Annotated in this window: 15 protein-coding genes; 3 read left to right on the top strand and 12 right to left on the bottom strand. The window is 72.4% G+C overall.

The window, feature by feature from the left end; genetic code table 11:
• Positions 1-96: 96 nt before the first annotated feature.
• From manA to ACIRG9_RS01150, 10 genes are all read right to left on the bottom strand, one after another.
• Complete coding sequence (gene manA / locus ACIRG9_RS01195) at positions 97-1,248, bottom strand: mannose-6-phosphate isomerase, class I (protein ID WP_402848351.1); 1,152 nt, start codon at positions 1,246-1,248, stop codon at positions 97-99.
• A 2-nt stretch (positions 1,249-1,250) separates the two neighbouring features.
• Positions 1,251-2,255 carry a cation diffusion facilitator family transporter gene (locus ACIRG9_RS01190; protein WP_402848348.1) on the bottom strand — a complete coding sequence of 335 codons (1,005 nt, stop codon included), beginning with the start codon at positions 2,253-2,255 and terminating at the stop codon, positions 1,251-1,253.
• Between the two features lie 28 nt (positions 2,256-2,283).
• Positions 2,284-3,480 (bottom strand): SIS domain-containing protein, encoded by a 1,197-nt coding sequence (locus tag ACIRG9_RS01185; RefSeq protein ID WP_402848346.1) that lies wholly within the window; start codon positions 3,478-3,480, stop codon positions 2,284-2,286.
• Complete coding sequence (locus ACIRG9_RS01180) at positions 3,477-3,689, bottom strand: Trm112 family protein (RefSeq protein ID WP_402848343.1); 213 nt, start codon at positions 3,687-3,689, stop codon at positions 3,477-3,479. Before ACIRG9_RS01180 ends, ACIRG9_RS01185 begins: the two co-directional genes overlap by 4 nt.
• Before the next feature lie 206 nt (positions 3,690-3,895).
• Positions 3,896-4,879, bottom strand: coding sequence for a hypothetical protein (locus tag ACIRG9_RS01175; RefSeq protein ID WP_402848340.1), 984 nt, complete (start codon positions 4,877-4,879; stop codon positions 3,896-3,898).
• A gap of 118 nt (positions 4,880-4,997) precedes the next feature.
• On the bottom strand, positions 4,998-5,669 hold the full coding sequence (nfi, locus tag ACIRG9_RS01170) for a deoxyribonuclease V (RefSeq protein WP_402848338.1): 672 nt from the start codon (positions 5,667-5,669) through the stop codon (positions 4,998-5,000).
• A 16-nt stretch (positions 5,670-5,685) separates the two neighbouring features.
• Positions 5,686-6,126, bottom strand: a complete 441-nt coding sequence (locus ACIRG9_RS01165) for a hypothetical protein (RefSeq protein ID WP_402848335.1) — start codon at positions 6,124-6,126, stop codon at positions 5,686-5,688.
• Positions 6,123-10,424 (bottom strand): toxin glutamine deamidase domain-containing protein, encoded by a 4,302-nt coding sequence (locus ACIRG9_RS01160; protein ID WP_402850198.1) that lies wholly within the window; start codon positions 10,422-10,424, stop codon positions 6,123-6,125. Before ACIRG9_RS01160 ends, ACIRG9_RS01165 begins: the two co-directional genes overlap by 4 nt.
• 24 nt (positions 10,425-10,448) lie before the next feature.
• The gene (locus tag ACIRG9_RS01155; RefSeq protein WP_402850196.1) at positions 10,449-10,805 is read right to left on the bottom strand and encodes a hypothetical protein; all 357 of its coding nucleotides are present in this window, start codon (positions 10,803-10,805) and stop codon (positions 10,449-10,451) included.
• Positions 10,806-10,810: 5 nt separating this feature from the next.
• Positions 10,811-11,224 carry a YbaB/EbfC family nucleoid-associated protein gene (locus ACIRG9_RS01150; protein WP_402848332.1) on the bottom strand — a complete coding sequence of 138 codons (414 nt, stop codon included), beginning with the start codon at positions 11,222-11,224 and terminating at the stop codon, positions 10,811-10,813.
• Positions 11,225-11,303: 79 nt separating this feature from the next.
• Between ACIRG9_RS01150 and ACIRG9_RS01145 the strand changes: the two genes are divergently transcribed.
• Positions 11,304-12,536 carry an SUKH-3 domain-containing protein gene (locus tag ACIRG9_RS01145; protein ID WP_402848329.1) on the top strand — a complete coding sequence of 411 codons (1,233 nt, stop codon included), beginning with the start codon at positions 11,304-11,306 and terminating at the stop codon, positions 12,534-12,536.
• A 14-nt stretch (positions 12,537-12,550) separates the two neighbouring features.
• On the opposite strand, the gene ACIRG9_RS01140 is transcribed toward ACIRG9_RS01145, so the two are convergent.
• Positions 12,551-13,990 carry an aldehyde dehydrogenase family protein gene (locus ACIRG9_RS01140; protein ID WP_402848326.1) on the bottom strand — a complete coding sequence of 480 codons (1,440 nt, stop codon included), beginning with the start codon at positions 13,988-13,990 and terminating at the stop codon, positions 12,551-12,553.
• 142 nt (positions 13,991-14,132) lie between these two features.
• On the opposite strand from ACIRG9_RS01140, the gene ACIRG9_RS01135 reads away from it, so the two are divergent.
• Both ACIRG9_RS01135 and gabT read left to right on the top strand, forming a co-directional pair.
• Positions 14,133-15,569, top strand: coding sequence for a gamma-aminobutyraldehyde dehydrogenase (locus tag ACIRG9_RS01135; protein WP_402848323.1), 1,437 nt, complete (start codon positions 14,133-14,135; stop codon positions 15,567-15,569).
• A gap of 3 nt (positions 15,570-15,572) precedes the next feature.
• Positions 15,573-16,862 carry a 4-aminobutyrate--2-oxoglutarate transaminase gene (gabT, locus tag ACIRG9_RS01130; RefSeq protein ID WP_402848320.1) on the top strand — a complete coding sequence of 430 codons (1,290 nt, stop codon included), beginning with the start codon at positions 15,573-15,575 and terminating at the stop codon, positions 16,860-16,862.
• Between the two features lie 193 nt (positions 16,863-17,055).
• On the opposite strand, the gene ACIRG9_RS01125 is transcribed toward gabT, so the two are convergent.
• Positions 17,056-19,068 (bottom strand): HEAT repeat domain-containing protein, encoded by a 2,013-nt coding sequence (locus ACIRG9_RS01125; RefSeq protein WP_402848317.1) that lies wholly within the window; start codon positions 19,066-19,068, stop codon positions 17,056-17,058.
• Between the last annotated feature and the right edge of the window lie 78 nt (positions 19,069-19,146).

Genomic DNA, 19,146 nt, shown 5'->3' with positions numbered 1-19,146 from the left:
CGCTGCGTACCCAAAGACTCACACCAGGCGACCTCTGAGTCAAGCCATTCCGGAAAAGTCGGACTCGCCCGATCCCGTTGATGGGGGAGGTCAGGCTCAGGGGAGGGCGCAGCTGGCCACGTAGGCCTCGCCCTCGCCGGCGATGACCAGGGGGCCGGCGGAGGCGGTGCCCACCGCCGCCTGCCCTGGCGCGAGCAGGATCGGGCCCACGCCGTCGTCGACGGTGAGCCCGCCGGCCAGGCAGAGCACCACCCGCGGCCCCGGCAGCGCCAGCCGCACCGCCGGATCCCCGGCCGCCAGCTCCACCCGGTGCAGCGCGAAGTCCTCAACCGGCACCCGCCAGGTCACCACCCCGGGCGCCACCGGGACCGGCGCGACCACCGGCTCGTCGAGCACCTCGAACCGCAGCACCCGCAGCAGCTCGTCCACGTCGACCCGCTTGGGCGTGAGGCCACCGCGCAACACGTTGTCACTGGCCGCCATGATCTCCACGCCGGTGCCCCGCAGGTAGGCGTGCAGGTTGCCGGCCGGCATCCAGATCGCCTCGCCCGGCGCCAGCCGCACGTGGTGCAGCAGCAACGCCACCAGCACCCCCGGGTCGGCCGGGTAGTCGACCGCCAGGCCACGGGCCAGCACCGCGTCCGGCCCGGCGACCTCCGCCGCCAGCACGTCCGCCACCAGCCCGGGCCGCTCCGCCGCCGGCCAGCTCAACAGCAGGCGTACGGCCTCCCGCAGCCCCGCCGGCCCGCCACGCAGCGCCGCCACCACCGGCTCCAGCGCCGGTACGCCGAACGCGGCGATCACCGCCGCCGACTCGGCCGGATCACGGAACCCGCAGAGCGCGTCGAACTCCGACAGCGCGACCAGCAGCTCCGGCTTGTGGTACGGGTCCACGTAGTTCACCCGGTCGGCGTCGGCCGCGTGCCCCGCGCGCGCCTGCTCGGCGTCCGGGTGGGCCTGCATGCTCAACGGGGCGTCCGCGGCCAGCACCTTCAGCAGGAACGGCAACCGGATACCGAACCGACCGATCAGCCGCTCCCCCAACCAGTGGTCGGGCTCGGCGATCAGCAGGTCGGTGAGGCTGACCGGGGACCCGTCCCGGTCCACCGTGGCCGGGGCGCCCGGATGGGCACCCAGCCACAGCTCCGCCTCCGGCCCTTCACTCGGCACCGGACGCCCCTGCAACCGCGCGATCGCGGTACGGGAGCCCCAGGCGTAGTCGCGGATCCGGCCCTGCAACAACTCCACGGTCAGCTCCCGGGCCGCTCGGCCGCCTCGTCGGGCCCGGCCTCCGACCGCACCGCCGCTTCCGACGCGGTGCCCGCGCCCGCCCGGCCCGACGCCGCGCGGTAGATGTCCGGCTCCAGGTAGATCACCCGGGCGATCGGCACGGCACCGCGGATCCGCGCCTCGACCGCGTTGATGTCCCGGGCCAGATCCTCGGCCGTCTCGCACGGCGACACGGCGATCTTCGCGGCCACCATGAGCTCCTCCGGACCCAGGTAGAGGGTCTTCATGTGGATGATCCGCTCGACCTCCGGGCCGCCGACGACAGCCTGCTCGATCGCGGCCAGGTCCTTCGGCTCGGCGCCCTCCCCGAGGAGCAGGCTCTTGGTCTCGATGGCGAGGATGATCGCGATGGCCACCAGCAGCACACCGATCATCGCGGTGCCGAGCGCGTCCCACCTGCCGTTGCCGGTGGCCAGCGTCATCCCCACGCCGAACAGCGCGAACGCCAGACCGACCAGCGCGCCGAAGTCCTCCAGCAGCACCACCGGCAGCTCCGGCGCCTTCGCACGCCGCACGTACCGCACCCACGACTGGCTGCCCCGGGTCACGTTGGCTTCCTTGATTGCGGTACGGAACGAGAAGCCCTCCATGATGATCGCGATCACCAGCACGGCCACCGGCACCACCCGGAAGCTCGTGATGGGCATCGGGTGCGACCACTTGTGGTAGGCCTCGTAGAGCGCGAACAGGCCGCCCAGGCTGAACAGCACGATCGACACGATGAACGCGTAGATGTAGCGCTCCCGGCCGTAGCCGAACGGGTGCTGCGCGGTCGCCTCCCGCTTGGCCCGCCGGCCGCCGAGCAGCAGCAGGCCCTGGTTGCCCGAGTCGGCGACCGAGTGGATCGCCTCAGCCAGCATCGACGAGGAGCCGGTCAGCAGGAACGCGACGAACTTGGTGACCGCGATGCCGACGTTGGCCGCGAGGGCGGCGACGATCGCCCTCGTCCCACCGTTCGCGCTCACGCTTTTACTCGCTCGATGCGGCAGGTGCTCACTGGTTCGCCAGCTCCTTCATCTCCGTGATGGCCGGAACGGCCATCGGGTCCAACCCGTGCGCCAGGGCGAGGTAGACCGAGGCGAAGTCCGGAACCGCCATCAGCGAGGCGAGCCGTTCCAACGCGGAACCGCCCTCGGCGGTCACCACGTCGCAGCGCACCCCGCGCCGCTCGGCCAGGGTCTGCACCGCATCGGCGCGCCGCTCCTCCACCGCGAGCGGCTCGTCGGTGTCGTCCTCGGCGTTGAGCCCACCGTCCCGCAGCAGCACCAGCCGCAGCCGGGTGGCGTCCACCGCCGTCTCGTCCGGGTCGGCGAAGAGGTCCCGCTGCCCCTCGGCCAGCCCGCCGAACACGCCGTCGAGCAGGCCGACCCGGCCCCGCCCCGCCTCGCCCAGCGCCCCGGTCACCACCGGATAGCGGGCGTTCGCCGAAAGGGTGTCACCGAACCGACGGGCGGCCACGGTGGCCAGCGGGGACGAACCCCAGACGATCGGGATCGACCCGGCCAGCCCCAGCGCCAGCGACTTCGCCGGGTTGACGAACGACTCGGCGGTGGGGCGGCACCGGTCGGCGTCCGCGTCCAGCCGGGCCGCGGTCTCGGCCAGGTCCGCCTCGTTGACCTTCACCAACCCGAGCGTACGGGCGGCGAGCAGCACCGGAACGGTAACCGCCCAGAGGCTGGCCCGGGCCGGGGCCCGCCGGGGCACCGGGATGAACGGCGCCCGGGCCCGCTCGGCCACCGACTGGAGCTGCGAGTCCGGCGCACCGACGGCGACCAGCCGGGCACCCCGCCGTTGCGCGGCCTCGGCGGCACCCAGCGCCTCAGGACTGCGACCGGAGGCGCTGACCGCGATCACCACGTCGGCCGCGCCCACCCAGCCCGGCACACCGGCGCTGCGGTGCGGGATCACCGGCACCGGGCAACGCGGTCCCGCCACCGTGGCCAGCACGTCCCCGGTACGCCCGGCGGTGCCGATGCCGGCGATGACCACCGCGCGCGGTCGCCCCTCATCGGCAAGCACGCTCAGGTTCGCCTCGGCGGCCAGCGCGGCCGACTCGCGTACCTGGGCGCCGGCAGAGGCGGTGAACCGGAGCATCCCGCCCGGATCCCGCTCGGCCAGCAACCCGGCGTCGTCGAGCAGCGACTCGTCGGCGTGCCGGTGCCCGCTGACCCCGGCCGTACCTTCCATCACCGCTGCGCCGCCGAACCGCCGGGCGCGTCCTCCGCCGCGGGTCCACCGCGCGCCTCGTCCAGCAGCAGCACCGGCACGTCGTCACGGACCTCGAAGATCCGGCCGCATTCGGTGCAGGTCAGCGTCTGGGCCTGCGGGTCGTAGTCGAGCGGTGCGTGGTGTGTGTCCGGGCAGGCGAGGATCTCGAGCAACTGCGGGTCCAGGGCCACGGCGCGGCTCCTTCCACGTATGCGGTCTCACCGGTCGGCGGTGCCGTCCGGCGCACGCGATCTTATCGGCGAACCGGTACGGACACCGCGCCGCCGAGCGAGATCATCTCGACCCGCCGATGCCCACCGACCGCCGCGGCACCGACCTGGTCAGGTCGCCACCACACACCGTCACCGTAACCCTCGACGGGCGGCCGGACCCTGGCTCAGCGGGGCTCCTGCGGCGGCACGCCGGTCGCGTCGCCACCCGGCGTCGCCGTCGACTCACCGGCCGGCCGGTCGGCCACCGCGGCGCCGTACACGCTGCCGGTCGGCCGGGGCGTCGCGGACCCGCCGTAGACGGTCGGGGTGGCCGGCTGCTGCCCGTACACCTGTCCCGCCGCGGCGCCGGAGCGGTACGTGGTGCCGACCGCAGCGCGCGGCAGCGGAACCTGCGAGTACCCGCCGGACTCCTCGACCTTGTCGTCGCGGTTACGCCGGACCAGCAGCGCGATGAGGGCGGCGCCGACGAGCACCAGGCCGATACCGAACCACATGATGGAAGAACCTCCTGAGGACGAGTCGGCGGCGCGGGACCCGACGGTCGGGTCGACCGCGGCGGCCACCGACGACGGGTCGGCGTCGCTCGACGACGGGGTGTCGGCAACGCTCGGGGTCGGCGACGGCTGCCGCGACGGCGACGGACTCGCCTTCGCGGCGCCCACCACCCGGGCCGAGATGTCGGCCTGGCCGAGGGCCCGACCGGCGGCGGTGCTCGCCACGCCCACCACGGTCAGCTCGCCGCCCGGCGCGCCGGCCAGGAAGGCTACCCGGTAGCGGACCGTCATCCCCTTGCCCTTGCAGAGCGACGGCTTCTGCGGGGCGACGGGAGCCGTCGCCACGCCCCCGGCTCCGCCGGACACCCCGACGGCCCGCCACCTTCCGCCGATGTTGACCTCCACCCGAACCTGATCGGGCCGGACACCGTCGAGCCGCAGCCCCACGGCGGTACGCAGCAGCACGCACCCGTCGGTGCGCTTGCGCACCTCGACCGCGACCGTCCCCGGTGACCCGGCGACCGTGAAGCTGCGGGGCGAGCGAACGTTCACCCGGTCGTCGTCGGCCAGCGCCGGGGACGCCCCGACGGCCACCAGGCCGCCCAGCAGCACGCCGACCGTGGCCAGCCGCGCCGCGTGCCGCCTCACCGACATCTCCACCTCACCGTCTGCACCCCCGCCGGATGCGCCGCGTCAGGCTACTACCGGTTCGGGATGGTATCCGCCCATCGAGGGCTCGGCATGTGCGCCGCGACACGCCGAAGCGGGCAGGTCAGGCGAGCGCGGCGGCCAGCGCCCGGCGGCACAGCCGGTCGGCCGTCCGCGTCGTCTCCGGCAGCCGGTACCGGGGCGTCAACGCCAGCACCCGGTCGGCGGCGTTGGCGAGGCTCATCCGGTGGCCGACGCTGACGAACACCGGCTTCACCCCGTCCCGGGTACGCAGCACCCGGCCGACCACCTCACCGCCATCGCGCAGCGGCGTCCAGGCACCCCGGTCCGGTCCCGGCTCCGCCCACTCGCCGACCAGCGGCGTCTTCCCCACCCCGATCGCGGGCAGACCGGTGACCAGGCCGAGATGGCAGGCCAGCCCGAACCGGCGCGGATGCGCGTACCCGTGCCCGTCACAGACCAGCAGTTCGGGACGCACAGTCAGCCGCTCCAGGGCGGCCAGCAGCGCCGGCATCTCGCGGAACGCGAACAGCCCCGGCACGTACTCGAAGGCGGGCCGGCCCACGCTGACCGCCTCGTCAACCACGGCCAGGGTGGTTGCGTCCAGCACCGTGACGGCCGCCGCGAGCCGGTCACCGCTCTCCGCGTACGCGACATCGAGCCCGGCCACCGTCGCGGGCGCGGCCGGACCCGGCCCGACCAGGTCCACCCGCGGCCGCAGTTCCTCCTGTACGCGCAGCGCCTCCGCCACGTCGGCCGGCGGCTCGTACCGCATCTACGCCCTCCCGCCGTCAGGAGGTCGCGATGGTCGGGTCGGCGCCCGGGTCACCAGCCTGCTGCAACTGCTCCTCGAACATCACGAACGTCCTCCGCCTGATGCCGGTGATCAGCGCCGCTTCCTCTGGGGTGAACGGACGGTCCTCGGCCCTCGCGACGTCCTCGATGGCGTTGACCGTCTCGTAGAGCGCGAAGATCGGGCCCTCGCCCTTGAGGTAGCGGCCCCGCTCAGCCTCGGTCCGCTGCACGAACCGCTCCGGCGTGCGCACAAAAATGTCGCCACCCATGGCAAAGAGGATTTCGCCGACTATGTCGTTGGCCTGCCGCCAGCCACCCGTCCTTCGATCCAGCCGCCAAGCAGCTAGTCCGCCTTCAGACGTAGGCACGATCTTTACCGGCGTCTCGTAGTAGTCGTAGTACCCGAACAGATCCGATCCCTGCGCCTCACCCGTCACGCCGACCCTCCGTCCAGCGTCGATTGAAGAGCAGCCCAGAAGTGCTCACGCTGGCGCCGAACAACGCCCCTGCAAATGGCCAATTCCGTCTGAGACATGTTACGGCCCTGTTCCTTGGCGACTGCCTCCAGGTCGCGCCCCACCTCGAACAGGGAATGCTCCCACTTTGCGACCTCATCGATTGCAGAGAGCTGCAATCGAAACTCGGCGATGTGGCCGGTTGATGTGCGCAGCATCATTTGCACATCGCGGTAGCCGCTCCTCTGGGGAGCGCAAAAACGGTCCTCGAACTTGACGATTTGCACTTGCTTATCACCTTGCAATGTTGCCAGGCCGTCGTAGAGGTCGTCGAGCCGCCGATAGGAGACCCGACCGGCCGCCAGGTCCAGAAGGCGCGACGCCTGCCCGTCGTACTTCGCCACCTTGTCTTCGGCTCGTTTCCTGTCCTTGGGTCCCGGCCGCGGCCAATACTCCGCGCCGTGTGACGTCTCAGCCAGCCCCCGCCCCAGAGCATCGACCTCGACCTGAGCAAGGACCGCAGCAGCGTACAACTGGTCCAGGTACTGCCGCTGGTAGGCATTGTCTCCCTGCCGCCCCTGGTCAAAGCCGGGTTGGAGCGCTGGCAGGCGGTTGCCGTCGAAGTAGGAACTCACTTCCAATTGATCGGCGGTGAGTGGGGTGGGTAGCACGGGAGGGTCTGGTGCCGTAGCGACGGCAGCCGGGCCGTGCTCAGCGATGTCGTCCAGGACATCGCCGAGCACGTCGATCGCCTGCTGGTGGCTGGCGAGATGGTGCAGCGTGAGCGGCCTCGCGGTCAGCGAGTTGGCCAGTTCCGGCGTCGCCAGGATCATCCGGACCAGATCCGGGCGCTGAGTCAACTGCTGTAGCAGTCTCTCGGCCAGCAGCGGTTCACCGCGCGGCGGCGCCTCCCAGGTCTGGTCGAGCATCCGTTGGACCCGTGGATCATCGAGCAGCCGCGCCATGTCGCCGGCCGCTGCCTCGTCCAGCTCCGGCGTCAGCCGCCGCAGCGTCGGCCCGTCCAGGTGCTGCGCCAGTTCGACCGGGGTGACCCCGGCGGTGAAGACCTCGTCAAGGCTCGCACTCGCGGCAATCGCGTCCCGGACGAACAGGCCGGCCGAGATCCGCCCGGCGTGGGCGTCGAGGTGCGCCCGGCGCACGGCGTCCAGGTTCGGCGTCGGCTCGCCGCCCGGAGGCGAGGTGTCCTCCACTCGGTGGAACGTGGTCGACTCCCCGAGCAGGTAGACGTGGTTGAAGTCCGGCGGGTCGTCGTCGGCGTCGTGGTGCGGCGGTGACGGATCAGGCGGCGGCGGGTCGGGCGGCCGTGGCGGGCCGGCCAGGACGTTGAAGTCGCCGGGCGGCCGACCGGCGAGCGGCATCGGCCGGCCGTCCGGTCCGAGCACCAGGGCATCGATCCCGACCGCGTTGGCCTCATGCCACACGCCGCTGTGGGCGTAGAGCGGACGTTCCGCGACGAAGCCGGACTGCGGGTCGAGGTAGAGCACGGTGCCGTTCTGGTTCAGTGCCACCCAGGCGTGCGATCCGCCACCCTGCCAACTGGTGACGAGGAAGGCATAGCTGCCGTGGCCACCCGCCAACAGTTGCCCGTGCAGGTCCTGGTAGCCGCGTTCGACCAGCTGCCGTACCCCGAGGTGGGTCGCCGGTACGTCGTCGGCACACAGCTTCTGGAACCGCCCTCCGGTGACCTCCTCGACCCGGCGTGGCCCGTCCGTCTCGCCGTCGACCGGCCGGCGGACGTCGCCCTCCAGGTAGCCGTCGAAGGTACGCGGCGCGGAGACCCGCGGTCGGCCGTGCATCCAGGTCTCGTAGAGCGACAGGGTGCAGTCGAGACAGTTGATCCCTCGGGTGGCGTCCGCCTCCGGACCGCCGTCGTTGGCGAGCTGGAACCAACCGCCGTACCGGGGATCGGCGGTACGCACCACGGTGCCGTCCGGGTTGCGGGGCATCTGCCGTTCCAGGTCGGTCTGGTGCAGCGCGAGCGGCGGACGCAGCCCACCCCGTGCCCCGTAGCGCCGGGAACGGTCGATCGGCGGCGGGTGACCGTCACCGGTGAGAGCGGAACGGTCCGGCGTTTCCACGGCACCGGGTGCGAGGTCGGCGACGTCGTCGTTGATCCGGTAGAAGTCGGCGTCGCCCTCGACCATCACCTCGGCCGGCACCAGCGCCCCGGCTCGGACCTCACGGGCCCGTTCGCGCAACTCGTGGGCCTCGACGGCAGCCCCGTACGCCTCGTGGCGCCATCGCTGAGCCAACAGCTCACGGCCAACGCGCTTGGCTTCGTCGGCTTGAGCACGCCACTCGTTTGCCCGTTGTTCCTGGATGTCAGCCCGCACGTGGAGCCAGCTGGCTTCCTCAGTGCGCCGCCTGTCCTCGTACCACTCCCGCTGGGCTTGCAGATAGCCCTCATAGCGGCGTCGGTCGAGCGCTTCCCGATCGGCGGCGCGCTGGGCTGCCGACTCCTCGGGCGTGGGTACGTTCCGGCGAGGCGGAAGCGGATCGAAGGGGCCCGGCAGGGGCGGCGGCGCATCGTTCGCGGGCTGGCGGGGTGCGGGAGCCAGCGCCTCGAGCAGCGGGAAGCGCGGGTTCGGCGTCGGCCGGGTGTCCGGGCCGGTGACCGTTGGCCTGGCCGGAAAGTCAGGGGTGGGACGGCCGGGCGGTGGCGTGTTCGACGGCCCGGGGTGCGGGGCCACGGTGCCGGCCGAGAGGCGGTCGGCGGGGAGCGGTGACGAGGTATGCGGCACGACGGACGGCGTTCCGCTCGCCACCGTCGGTGGCACGCCCGTCTGCGCCGACGCCACCTGGCTCGGCGGGCCGACGTCAGCGCCCGCGACCGGCCCGGGCCTCGGATCGGGGGCGACCGGGTGAGTGCCCGCGACCGGCGACTCGACGGCCACCGAGGAGAGCGTGGGGCGGGCCGCCACCTCGGGGTACGGCCGCTGGGGACCGGACTCGTCAACCGGGTGCACCGGCCGCACGGCGGCGTCCGTCGACTGTTCCAGATGCACCGGTGAGGTGGGGTGGGCCGTCGAAACTCCATCGTCCAGCTGCCGGGTTGCAGCCACTCCCGCGACACCGGAGTCCGTCGCGTCGGGGTGAGGGACGGTCCCCGCGCCAGCCACGGACGCGACGCTCTCGATGTGTGGGGCGGGAAGCGACCCGACCGGATCGGACGCGCGCTGGGCCGGGATGTCGCCGCCCCCGCCGGCTGTCCCGACCGGCGGAAGGGCCAGGTCCATCGATGCCGCCGACAGGTCGGCGAGCTTTCCGTCGAGCCGGTGGTGCAGAGCCGCGTCGGCTTGGCCGGTGGTGGATCCGCTGACACCGGAAACCGCCGCCCTGGCTAGGTCCTCCAGTGAGACGTTGTGCCCAGTGGCCAGCCCGGCGGCGCTCTCGGCCAGGGTCTCACCGACCATTTCCCGACCAAGGTGCTCCCCGATCTGCGCGAGCCGCCCGTCGGCATGCCGTCCCAGCCCGGCGAGCGGTGCCACCGCGCCACCCGCGAAGCCACCGAGCCCCGACATGCCCACGTCGGTCAGATCCAGGCCGTCCCGGCGTCCGGTGGAGTTCTGGTACGTCTGGGTCGCCAGGCTGGTGCCCGCCTCCTGCCCAGCCTCCACGAGGCCGCCGAGCACCGCCCGACGGCCGAGCTTTCGAATGCCGCTTTTGCCGATCTCCTTCGCGGCCCGTTCCCCGGCCTCCTTCAGCCCTTCCCTGAGGGCCTTGCGGGCCAACTGCGCCACGAGCCGCTTGAAGATCTGCTGCACGGCCATCCGGCTGGCGGCAATGGCCGCCCCGGCGGCCGGTGAGGCGGCGCCGGCGGTGAGCACGGTCGCCACCGCCAGCGAGAGCAGCTCGATGACGAGAATGCCCAGCTCGATCCAGGCCTCCAGCTTGGCGCCCTCGATGTCGCAACCGCAGGAGTCGACCAGCTTGCCCAACTCGCCGGTGACGGCGAGCAGGACGGGCAGCGGGGCATCCGGCCCCTCGGCCACCTTGTGCCAGGCGGTGTCGAACGCCTCGGCCACCAGACCGATCCCGCCGTAGCCGCTGCGTACCTCGCCGGCTGCTGCCGCCGCGTCGTTGCGCGGGCCGGCGAGGACGTCGGCGACGCCGTACCAAAGGTCGGCGAGGTCCCAGACGACACGCTCGTTCCCGTCCGGCCATTCCACGCCGACGACCCAGTCAAGCGCTTCGTAGATCCATCCGGGCACGTCCCAGGGGCAGAGGTCGAGCGGGTGCGGGATCGGGCTGGGCAGCATGGTCACGCGCGGATCCTCCGGAGGTCAGCGCCAGTGCCGGTGTGAGGTGTGATGCCGGTCCGGGATCTCGCCGAGCTGACGAGCGTTGATCTCGTCGGTCTCGACGGTCGCGGCCACGGACCGGACCACATCGGTGCCCAGCCCTTCGAGGGAGCGGCCCAGGGCCTCCCAGACCTGCAACAACGTCTCTTCGTAGCCGCGGTATTGCTGGTCGAAGGCGGCGCCGATGTCGTCCCGGCCCCACGGTCGCTGCCCGCTCGCCGCCGCGATCTCACCGCCGATCTCCCGCCGGGAGACGCTGACTGCCTCCCCCGCCAGGGTGAGGTCGGCGCCGCCTCGCCGGGCCCGGTCAGCGTCGAGCCAGATCTCCCCGTCGCCCATTGTGGTCACTCGCCACGCGAGTGGACGGCGTCCGCCCGGCCGAGCAGCGCGCCGAAGTCATTCGTACGCAGGAACTCCACCGACGGCGAGCCGGGTGGCAGATATCCGGCGACCAGCTCCTGGGTCGCGGCGACCGCGGCGGCGGACGCCCGCAGCACGGTCGTGGTGATCTTCCTACTCAACCCCTTGGCGTCCCGCTCGTGAAAGACCGAGGGCGCCACCTCCACGCTGACCAGCTCGCCCCGGGACCCAACCACGACGGTGACCTGGCCGTCATCGGAGCGCTCGGTCACCCGCAGCTCGGCGAGTTTCCTCTGAAGTTCGTCCAATCCGGACCGGAATCGCTGGTACTGGCCATACACCTCGTCGAAGCGCGCACGTAGCGCACGGTTGGCGTCTCGATCCGCGCTCTCGCCCACCGTCACCCTCCCCGTCACAGTCGGTAGGGCCGACCATACCGGGCGCGACGGAATCCGTGGGGTCCGGTAGTTTCAGGCTGTGATCGAGCGACAGCAGGCTGAGCAGCTCGCCGCCGTCTGGGCGCAGCGAGACTCCGAGCGCTTGGGATTCGCGTGCACGCCGCTGATCGAGGAGTTCGACCTGGGCTACCTGATCACGTCCACGGTCTCGTCCGAGGCCCGTGCCCTCCCCGGCGATCTGCCGACCACAGTGGTCGACAAGGACACCGGTGAGGTGTCGACCTGGCCACGGCTGCCGCTCGCCGCCGTTTCGCAGATGTATCGGCAGCGCCGGCCGCCGGAGCCGCGCGCACCTCGCACCGTCGATCCCACTGCCCACCTGCTTCGCGAGATCGCCCGGCTGCCCACGCCCGGAGGCGCGGCGCATCTCACCCTGGAAGGCCGCGTCCAGGTGGCCCATGGGGCGAAGGGCGATCTCGAGTTGCATCACCATCCGCTGGTTCAGTCCTATCTGGACGAACTGCCCTCCGGCCATCTGGTCCGGGGCGGCGAGCGACACGCCGAGATGATCGTCGTCTCCGACGTGCTACACGAGCGAGATCACCAGCGAGCGACCGACGGTTCTCCACCACTGACGATGGAAGAGGCAAGGCAAGCCCTGAGCGGCAGTCGGATCGAATTTTTCCGGATCCGGGAATCCGGCGATCCAGCGGGTGGGCCAGCGGAGCTGCCCTGCGACTCCTGCATCAACTTCCTGGTGCACTTCAACGCGCTTCCGTGGTCCGATCTCGGCTACACGCACCCTCGGCTTTCAGAGCCACAGACCGACCCGGACCCGGGACGGTTTCCCCGCGAGGTCGCCGATGCATTGGTGCTTGCCGGTTGGCGCCCCCACTTTGGGGACGAGGTGCTGGCCGCCGCCTCCATGCGCGACGTGACCGCCGTAGCCAGCATGACCCACTCACATGCGGCATTCCCAGCTGCCATGTCGACGCTCACCGCGTTTCCAGGTCTTGCAACGGGGCGCAAAGGACCTGGTGAAGACGTCTGGATATCGCGGTTGGATCTGCTTCCTCGCCGCGTGGCTCACAGCGCCGACACGCTCGCTGACTTCGGCGCGGTGCTCGGCGTACGGCTCTTCCCACTCGGGACGGAACGCCAGGAGAGCATCATCGCCGTGGACGAGCAGGGGCGGATCTTCGCGCTCGACCAGGCCGGCGAGTGGTTCCTCGGCCCGAACATCGACGCCGCCCTGACCACCCTCCTGCTCGGCCGCGCCCCCGCCCGGGTCCACGACGACGGCACCTGGTGACAGGGCACCTGCGGCTACAGGGCCAGTCCGGTCAGGACCATGACGCGGGGCTCGGTGTAGTCCTCCATCGCGCTGCGCAGTCCTTCCCGCCCGACGCCGGACCCCTTCACCCCGCCGTACGGCATCTGGTCGGCCCGGTACGACGGCACGTCCCCGACGATCAACCCGCCGACCTCGAGGGTGCGGGACGCCAGGAAGGCGGTCTGCAGGTTGTGCGTAAAGATCCCGGCCTGCAACCCGTACGCCGAGTCGTTGACCGCGGCGAAAGCGGCCTGGTCGTCCGTGACCGGGCTGACCACGAGCACCGGCCCGAACACCTCCTCACGGCTGACCTTCGCCGACGACGGCACGCCGGACAGCACGGTCGGCGGGTAGGTGGCGCCCTCCCGACGTCCGCCGAACTCGATGGTGGCGCCGGCGGCGACGGCCTCGTCGACCCACGCCTCGACCCGCTCGGCCGCCTCGACGGAGACCAGCGGCCCGACGTCGGTCAGCTCCGAGGTCGGATCCCCGGTGCGTAGCTCCTGAACTGCGGCGACGAGCCGGGGCAGGAAGCCGTCGTAGAGCCATTCGTGCACGTACACCCGTTGCACGGCGATGCACGACTGCCCGGCCTGATAGTTGGAGAAGGTGGCGATCCGGTGCGCCGCGAAGGTGAGGTCCTCGTCCGACGCCCAGTCTTCGCAGATCACGGCCGCCGCGTTGCCGCCCAGTTCGAGGGTGACGTGCTTCTCCGGGGCGGCCCGCCGGATGGCCGCGCCGACCGGCCCGGAGCCGGTGAACGACACCACCGGTAGCCGGGGGTCGGCGACCAGCTCGGCGGCGCGCTCGTTGGGCAGCGGCAGTACCGAGAACATCCCCTCGGGCAGTTCGGTCTCGGCGAGGATCTCGCCGAGGAGCAGCGCGGACAGCGGGGTGGCCGGGGCCGGCTTGGCGATGATGGGCGCGCCGACGGCGATGGCCGGGGCGACCTTGTGCGCGACCAGGTTGAGCGGGAAGTTGAACGGCGCGATGCCGAGGACGGGGCCGCGAGGCACCCGCCGGACCAGTGCGAGCCGCCCGGTGGCCGCCGGGTCGGTGTCCAGCCGTTGCAGTTCGCCGGAGAAGCGTCGGGCTTCCTCGGCGGCCCACCGGAACGTGGAGACCGCCCGGCCCACCTCGGCCTTCGCCCACTTGACGGGCTTGCCGTTCTCGGCGGTGATCAGGGCCGCGACCTCGTCGGCGCGTTCGGCGAGCCGCCGGGAGACGTGGTCCAGGGCCGCCGCGCGGACGTGCGCGGGCAGGGCCGCGGCCGTCGCGGCCACGCCGGCGGCTGCCGCGACGGCGGCTTCGACCTGGTCGGGCGTGGCGTGGGTGGTACGCCCCACCGCGCGGCCGTCGTACGGGTGGATGACGGTCAGCTCGCCCTCGCCGTGGACGGGGCGGCCGGCGACAAAGAAGGCTCTCGGCTCCACGTCCGGCAGCCTAGACGACCCAGGCCCGCGCGGAAACAGTTGCCTTAACCCTTGTCTGCCGCGAATTCAGTGGCCAAGATGGCAGTCAGATTGCGATAACCTCCGCTGACCTTCCCCCCGGCCATCCCTCGGAGACTTTCTGATGAGCGATCAGCAGCAGCTGCGCAACTTCGTCAACGGCGAGTACGTCGACCCGGTGGACGCCGGCTACGCCGACCTGATCGACCCGTGCACCGGCGAGGTCTTCGCCCAGGCACCGGTTTCCGGCACGGCGGACGTGGACGCGGCGATGAAGGCCGCCGCCACGGCGTTCGAGACGTGGCGCGACACCACCCCGGCCGAGCGGCAAAAGGCCCTGCTCAAGCTCGCCGACGCGGTGGAGGCCCGGGCGGGCGAACTGGTCGACGCCGAGGTGCGCAACACGGGCAAGCCCCGCCAGCTCACCGCAGACGAGGAACTGCCGCCGGCCGTCGACGAGTTCCGCTTCTTCGCCGGCGCCGCCCGGCTGCTGGAGGGCCGCTCGGCCGGCGAGTACATGGCGGGCCACACCTCGTACGTGCGGCGCGAGCCGATCGGCGTCTGCGCCCAGGTCACTCCGTGGAACTACCCACTGATGATGGCGGTCTGGAAGATCGCCCCGGCCCTGGCGGCCGGCAACACGGTGGTGCTCAAGCCGTCGGACACCACGCCGGTGTCGACGTTGCTACTGGCCGAGATCGCGTCCGAGTTCCTCCCGCCGGGCGTGTTCAACGTGCTCTGCGGCGACCGGGACACCGGACGCGCCCTCGTCTCCCACCCCACCCCGCAGCTGGTGTCGATCACCGGCTCGACCCGGGCCGGCATGGAGGTCGCCGCGGCGGCGGCACCGGACCTGAAGCGGACCCACCTGGAGCTGGGCGGCAAGGCACCGGTGGTGATCTTCGACGACGCGGACATCGCGGCGGCGGCCGAGGCGATCGCGGTGGGCGGCTACTTCAACGCCGGCCAGGACTGCACCGCCGCCACCCGGGTGCTCACCGGTCCCGGCGTCCACGACGACTTCGTCGCCGCCCTCACCGAGCAGGCCCGCAACACGAAGACCGGCGCGCCGGACGACGAGGACGTGCTCTACGGCCCACTGAACAACGCCAACCAGCTCGCCCGGGTACGTGGCTTCGTGGACCGGCTGCCGGACCATGCGAACCTCGAGACCGGCGGATCGCAGGTCGGCGAGCGCGGCTACTTCTACGCCCCGACCGTGGTGTCCGGCGTGCGGCAGGCCGACGAGGTGATCCAGCAGGAGGTGTTCGGGCCGGTCATCACCGTGCAGCGCTTCTCGGACGAGGACGAGGCGGTGCGCTGGGCCAACGGCGTGGACTACGGCCTGTCCGCCTCGGTCTGGACCAGGGACCACGGCCGGGCGATGCGGATGACCCGCCGGCTCGACTTCGGCTGCGTCTGGGTGAACACCCACATCCCGTTCATCTCGGAGATGCCGCACGGCGGCTTCAAGCACTCCGGCCACGGCAAGGACCTATCGGTCTACAGCCTGGAGGACTACACCAGGATCAAGCACGTCATGCACAACATCGAGGGCTGACCATTGACTTCCTCAGACGAGCTGCACAAGCGGCGGGGCGCGGCGGTCGCCCGCGGTGTCGGCAGCACGATCACCTCGTACGTGGACCGCGCGGGCGGCGGCACCGTCACCGACGTCGACGGTCGGGAGTGGATCGACTTCGCGGCCGGCATCGCGGTCACCAACGTGGGCAACTCCGCCCCGAAGGTGGTCGAGGCGGTCCGGGCGCAGGTCGAACGCTTCACCCACACCTGCTTCATGGTCGCCCCGTACGAGTCGTACGTGGCGGTCTGCGAGCAGCTCAACGCGTTGACCCCGGGCAGCTTCGAGAAGCGCTCGGCTCTGTTCAACTCGGGCGCCGAGGCGGTGGAGAACGCGGTCAAGATCGCCAGGCACGCCACCGGGCGTCCGGCGGTGGTGGTCTTCGACCACGCGTATCACGGCCGGACCAACCTGACCATGGCGCTGACCGCGAAGAACATGCCGTACAAGCACCGGTTCGGGCCGTTCGCCGGTGAGGTCTACCGGGTGCCGATGTCGTACCCGCTGCGCGACGGCGGGCTCGACGGGGCGACCGCCGCCGCCCGGGCCATCGAGCTGGTGGAGAAGCAGGTCGGCGCGGAAAATGTGGCCGCGCTGCTGATCGAGCCGATCCAGGGCGAGGGCGGTTTCGTCGTACCGGCGGAGGGGTTCCTGCCGGCGCTGCGCGAGTGGGCGACGGCGGCCGGGGTGGTCTTCGTCGCCGACGAGATCCAGACCGGCTTCTGCCGGACCGGGGACTGGTTCGCCTGCCAGCACGAGGGCGTCGAACCGGACCTGATCACCCTGGCCAAGGGCATCGCCGGTGGGCTTCCGCTGGCCGCGGTGACCGGGCGCGCCGAATTGATGGACGCGGTGCACGTGGGCGGGCTCGGCGGCACGTACGGCGGCAACCCGATCGCCTGCGCCGCCGCACTGGCCGCCATCGAGACCATGCACGAGCTGGACCTGGCCGCCGCCGCCCGGCGGATCGGCGCGACCATGGGCGACCGGCTGCGGGCGATCGCCGCCGGCGACGCGCGGGTCGCCGAGGTACGCGGCCGAGGCGCGATGCTCGCCGTGGAAATCGTGCAGCCGGGCACCCTGACCCCGGACCCGGCCGCCACGGCGGCGATCTCGGCGGCCTGCCACGCCGCCGGCCTGCTCACCCTGACCTGTGGCACCTACGGCAACGTGCTGCGCTTCCTGCCCCCGCTGGTCATCTCCGACGACGAGCTGGCCCGCGGCCTGGACATCCTGGCGGCCGCCTTCGGCCGGACCGTGACCGGTCCCTGATCGTGGAACGCCGCGGGCGCCGACTCCCCCGGTTGCGCCTGCGGCGTTCCGCCCATGCCGCACCGTTCGGCGCCGGGCCGACCGTCCCGACGATCCTTCCCGGGTCGTGGAGGTGTGCCCCACCCGGGTCGGTCGACCCGCGACCGGCGGTCAGCGCCCAGCCCCGACCGCCGGCCCCCGGGGAAGCCCGGCGTCACCGCTCGAGAACGGCCACGGCCTCCCGCAGCTCGCACCGGAGCTGTTCGTCCGCCCAGGCGGTGTCCACGTAGACCCCACCGGTGATCACCCGGGCGTCCCGCTCGGCGAGATCCCGCAACGCCGGCAGCGCGCTCCGGGCGTCCATCTCCACCAGCAGCGGCAACACGCCACGCGTCCATCCCTCCTCGACGGCCCGGACCAGAACGGCCGCGAGGTCGTCCGGAGAGACGCCGAGTCGCCACAGCGCCCGCACCGCCGCCACCCGCGTCACCGACTCGTCGAGCATCTCCCGCACGACCGGCTCGTACGCCGGATCGGGGAACCGGGCCACCAGGTCGGCGGCGGCCGACGCGGCCCACCAGCCGGAGCCGAGCACCGCCCGGACGGTGGGCAGCACCGCGTCAGCATCGTCGGCCAACTCCAGCACCGCCCGGGCCGCCAGCAGCTGCGCGTACCGCTCCGCCTCCGTCTCCAGCGCGACCCCGCTCAGGTACGACCGCAGCCTCGGCAGCAGCGGGCCGAGCGCCGGAACCGCGTCGAAGGCCTGCCGAAGCCGCCAGTCGTCGCCGTCCGGTCCCGCGTCGAGCTGCCGTTCGACGGCCGCCACCAGCGGCGCGGCCTCGCCCCCGACCCGCCACAGCGCCGCACCGGCGAGGACGTCACCGCCGGCTGCCACCGCCCGCAGCTCCGGCAGGGCCGGCTCGGGTGCCGCGCCGATCGCCGCGAGCGCCGCCACCACCCGCGCCGGGGCGACCGGCAGAGCGGCCACCAGCTCCGGTTCGGCAGCGGCAGCCGCGGGCCCCCACCGTTCGAGCAGGGTGGCCAGCCCGGTAACCAGCACTGGATCGTCCGCTCCGGCCAGATGCCGCCGGGCCGCGGCGAGCACCGGTTCGCCGACGGGCGGCTCGCTGACCGGCAGCCGTTCCTCGTGCCCGCCGGCCCAGACCGCGCAGATCGCGTCGACCCAGCGCGGGTCGGCCAGCATGGCGAGGGTCTCCACCGCCCGCTGTTCGGGAGTGAAACCGGTGGCGTCCGCCACCGCCGGCCAACCGGCCGCGATACGGGCCAGTTCGTCGGCGTACGCGGCCGAGGCCGGTCCGAGGGTACGCAGCGTTCCGACCACCTCGTCCCGGACCGCCTCCTCGGGGTGGCGGAGGGCGGCCCCTAGCAGGGGAATCAGCACGGCCGGGGCGGAGCGCAGTTGCCGGCAGCGCTCGCCGATCGCGTACGCCGCGGCCCTGCCCGCCTCCGGTCCGGCGGCCAGCAGACGGCCGAGCAGGTCCACCACGAACGCCTCGTCAGCCTCGCCCACCAGTTCGTCCAGCGCCTCGCCCCGACGCTGCCAGACGTGGTCGAGCTCCGCCTCGCGGCCGATCGCTCCCGCCAGCGCCTCTGCCGCATTCGCCGGCCAGGGCAGCCCGGCTCGCTTGATCGCGACCGCCGCGGCGACGCGTACCGGCGGCTCCTCCTCGCGCAGCACGTCGGCCAGCAGGTCGGCGGCGCCGGCCGGGTCACGCAGCCCGAGCGCCAGCGCCAGCGAGGCCCGTACGGTCGCCTCGTCCTCGATGGCCCACCGGCCACGCAGCACGGCGACCGGGAGCCGGTCCCCACACTGCGCCACCGTGTACGCCGCGATCGCCCGGATCTCCGGGTCGGGATCGTCGAGCAGCGGCGGGAACCGGTCCGCCTGCGCTCGCACCGCCTCGCAGACCTCCTCCGCCTCCTCGCCCCACGCGTGGTGCGGATCGGCCAGCCTCCCGACGGTGGCGAGGATCCAGGCCCGGTGGTGCTGGGCGGTCGACGCCAGCTCCACGAGGAACGGCACGGCCGGCACCGTCGCCGGGTAGACGTCGCCCTGGTGGAAGATGCTGCTGATGATGTCGTCGAGGGCCTCCTCGACCTCGTCCTCGTCGTCGGAGCCAAGGCCCCGCAACAGCTCCGGAACATCCCCCGCCGTCCCGTAGGCGTGAGTGAGCCGCGTCCAGTCGATCTCGTCCAGCTTCAGCACCCGGCGCACTCTACGCCGCCCCCACCCCACCTTCCCTCGTCGATCATGGAGTTGTGGCACCTCTGATGTCCGGAATCC

The sequence above is a fragment of the Micromonospora sp. NPDC093277 genome, assembly GCF_044765245.1.
Taxonomy (GTDB): domain Bacteria; phylum Actinomycetota; class Actinomycetes; order Mycobacteriales; family Micromonosporaceae; genus Micromonospora.
This window is presented reverse-complemented; position numbering and strand designations above follow the sequence as displayed.

Coding starts and splice junctions, on each gene's coding strand:
- ACIRG9_RS01175 (WP_402848340.1), bottom strand. CDS start 4,879: ATGTCGGTGAGGCGGCACGCGGCGCGGCTGGCCACGGTCGGCGTGCTG.
- nfi (WP_402848338.1), bottom strand. CDS start 5,669: ATGCGGTACGAGCCGCCGGCCGACGTGGCGGAGGCGCTGCGCGTACAG.
- ACIRG9_RS01160 (WP_402850198.1), bottom strand. CDS start 10,424: ATGCTGCCCAGCCCGATCCCGCACCCGCTCGACCTCTGCCCCTGGGAC.
- ACIRG9_RS01155 (WP_402850196.1), bottom strand. CDS start 10,805: ATGGGCGACGGGGAGATCTGGCTCGACGCTGACCGGGCCCGGCGAGGC.
- ACIRG9_RS01135 (WP_402848323.1), top strand. CDS start 14,133: ATGAGCGATCAGCAGCAGCTGCGCAACTTCGTCAACGGCGAGTACGTC.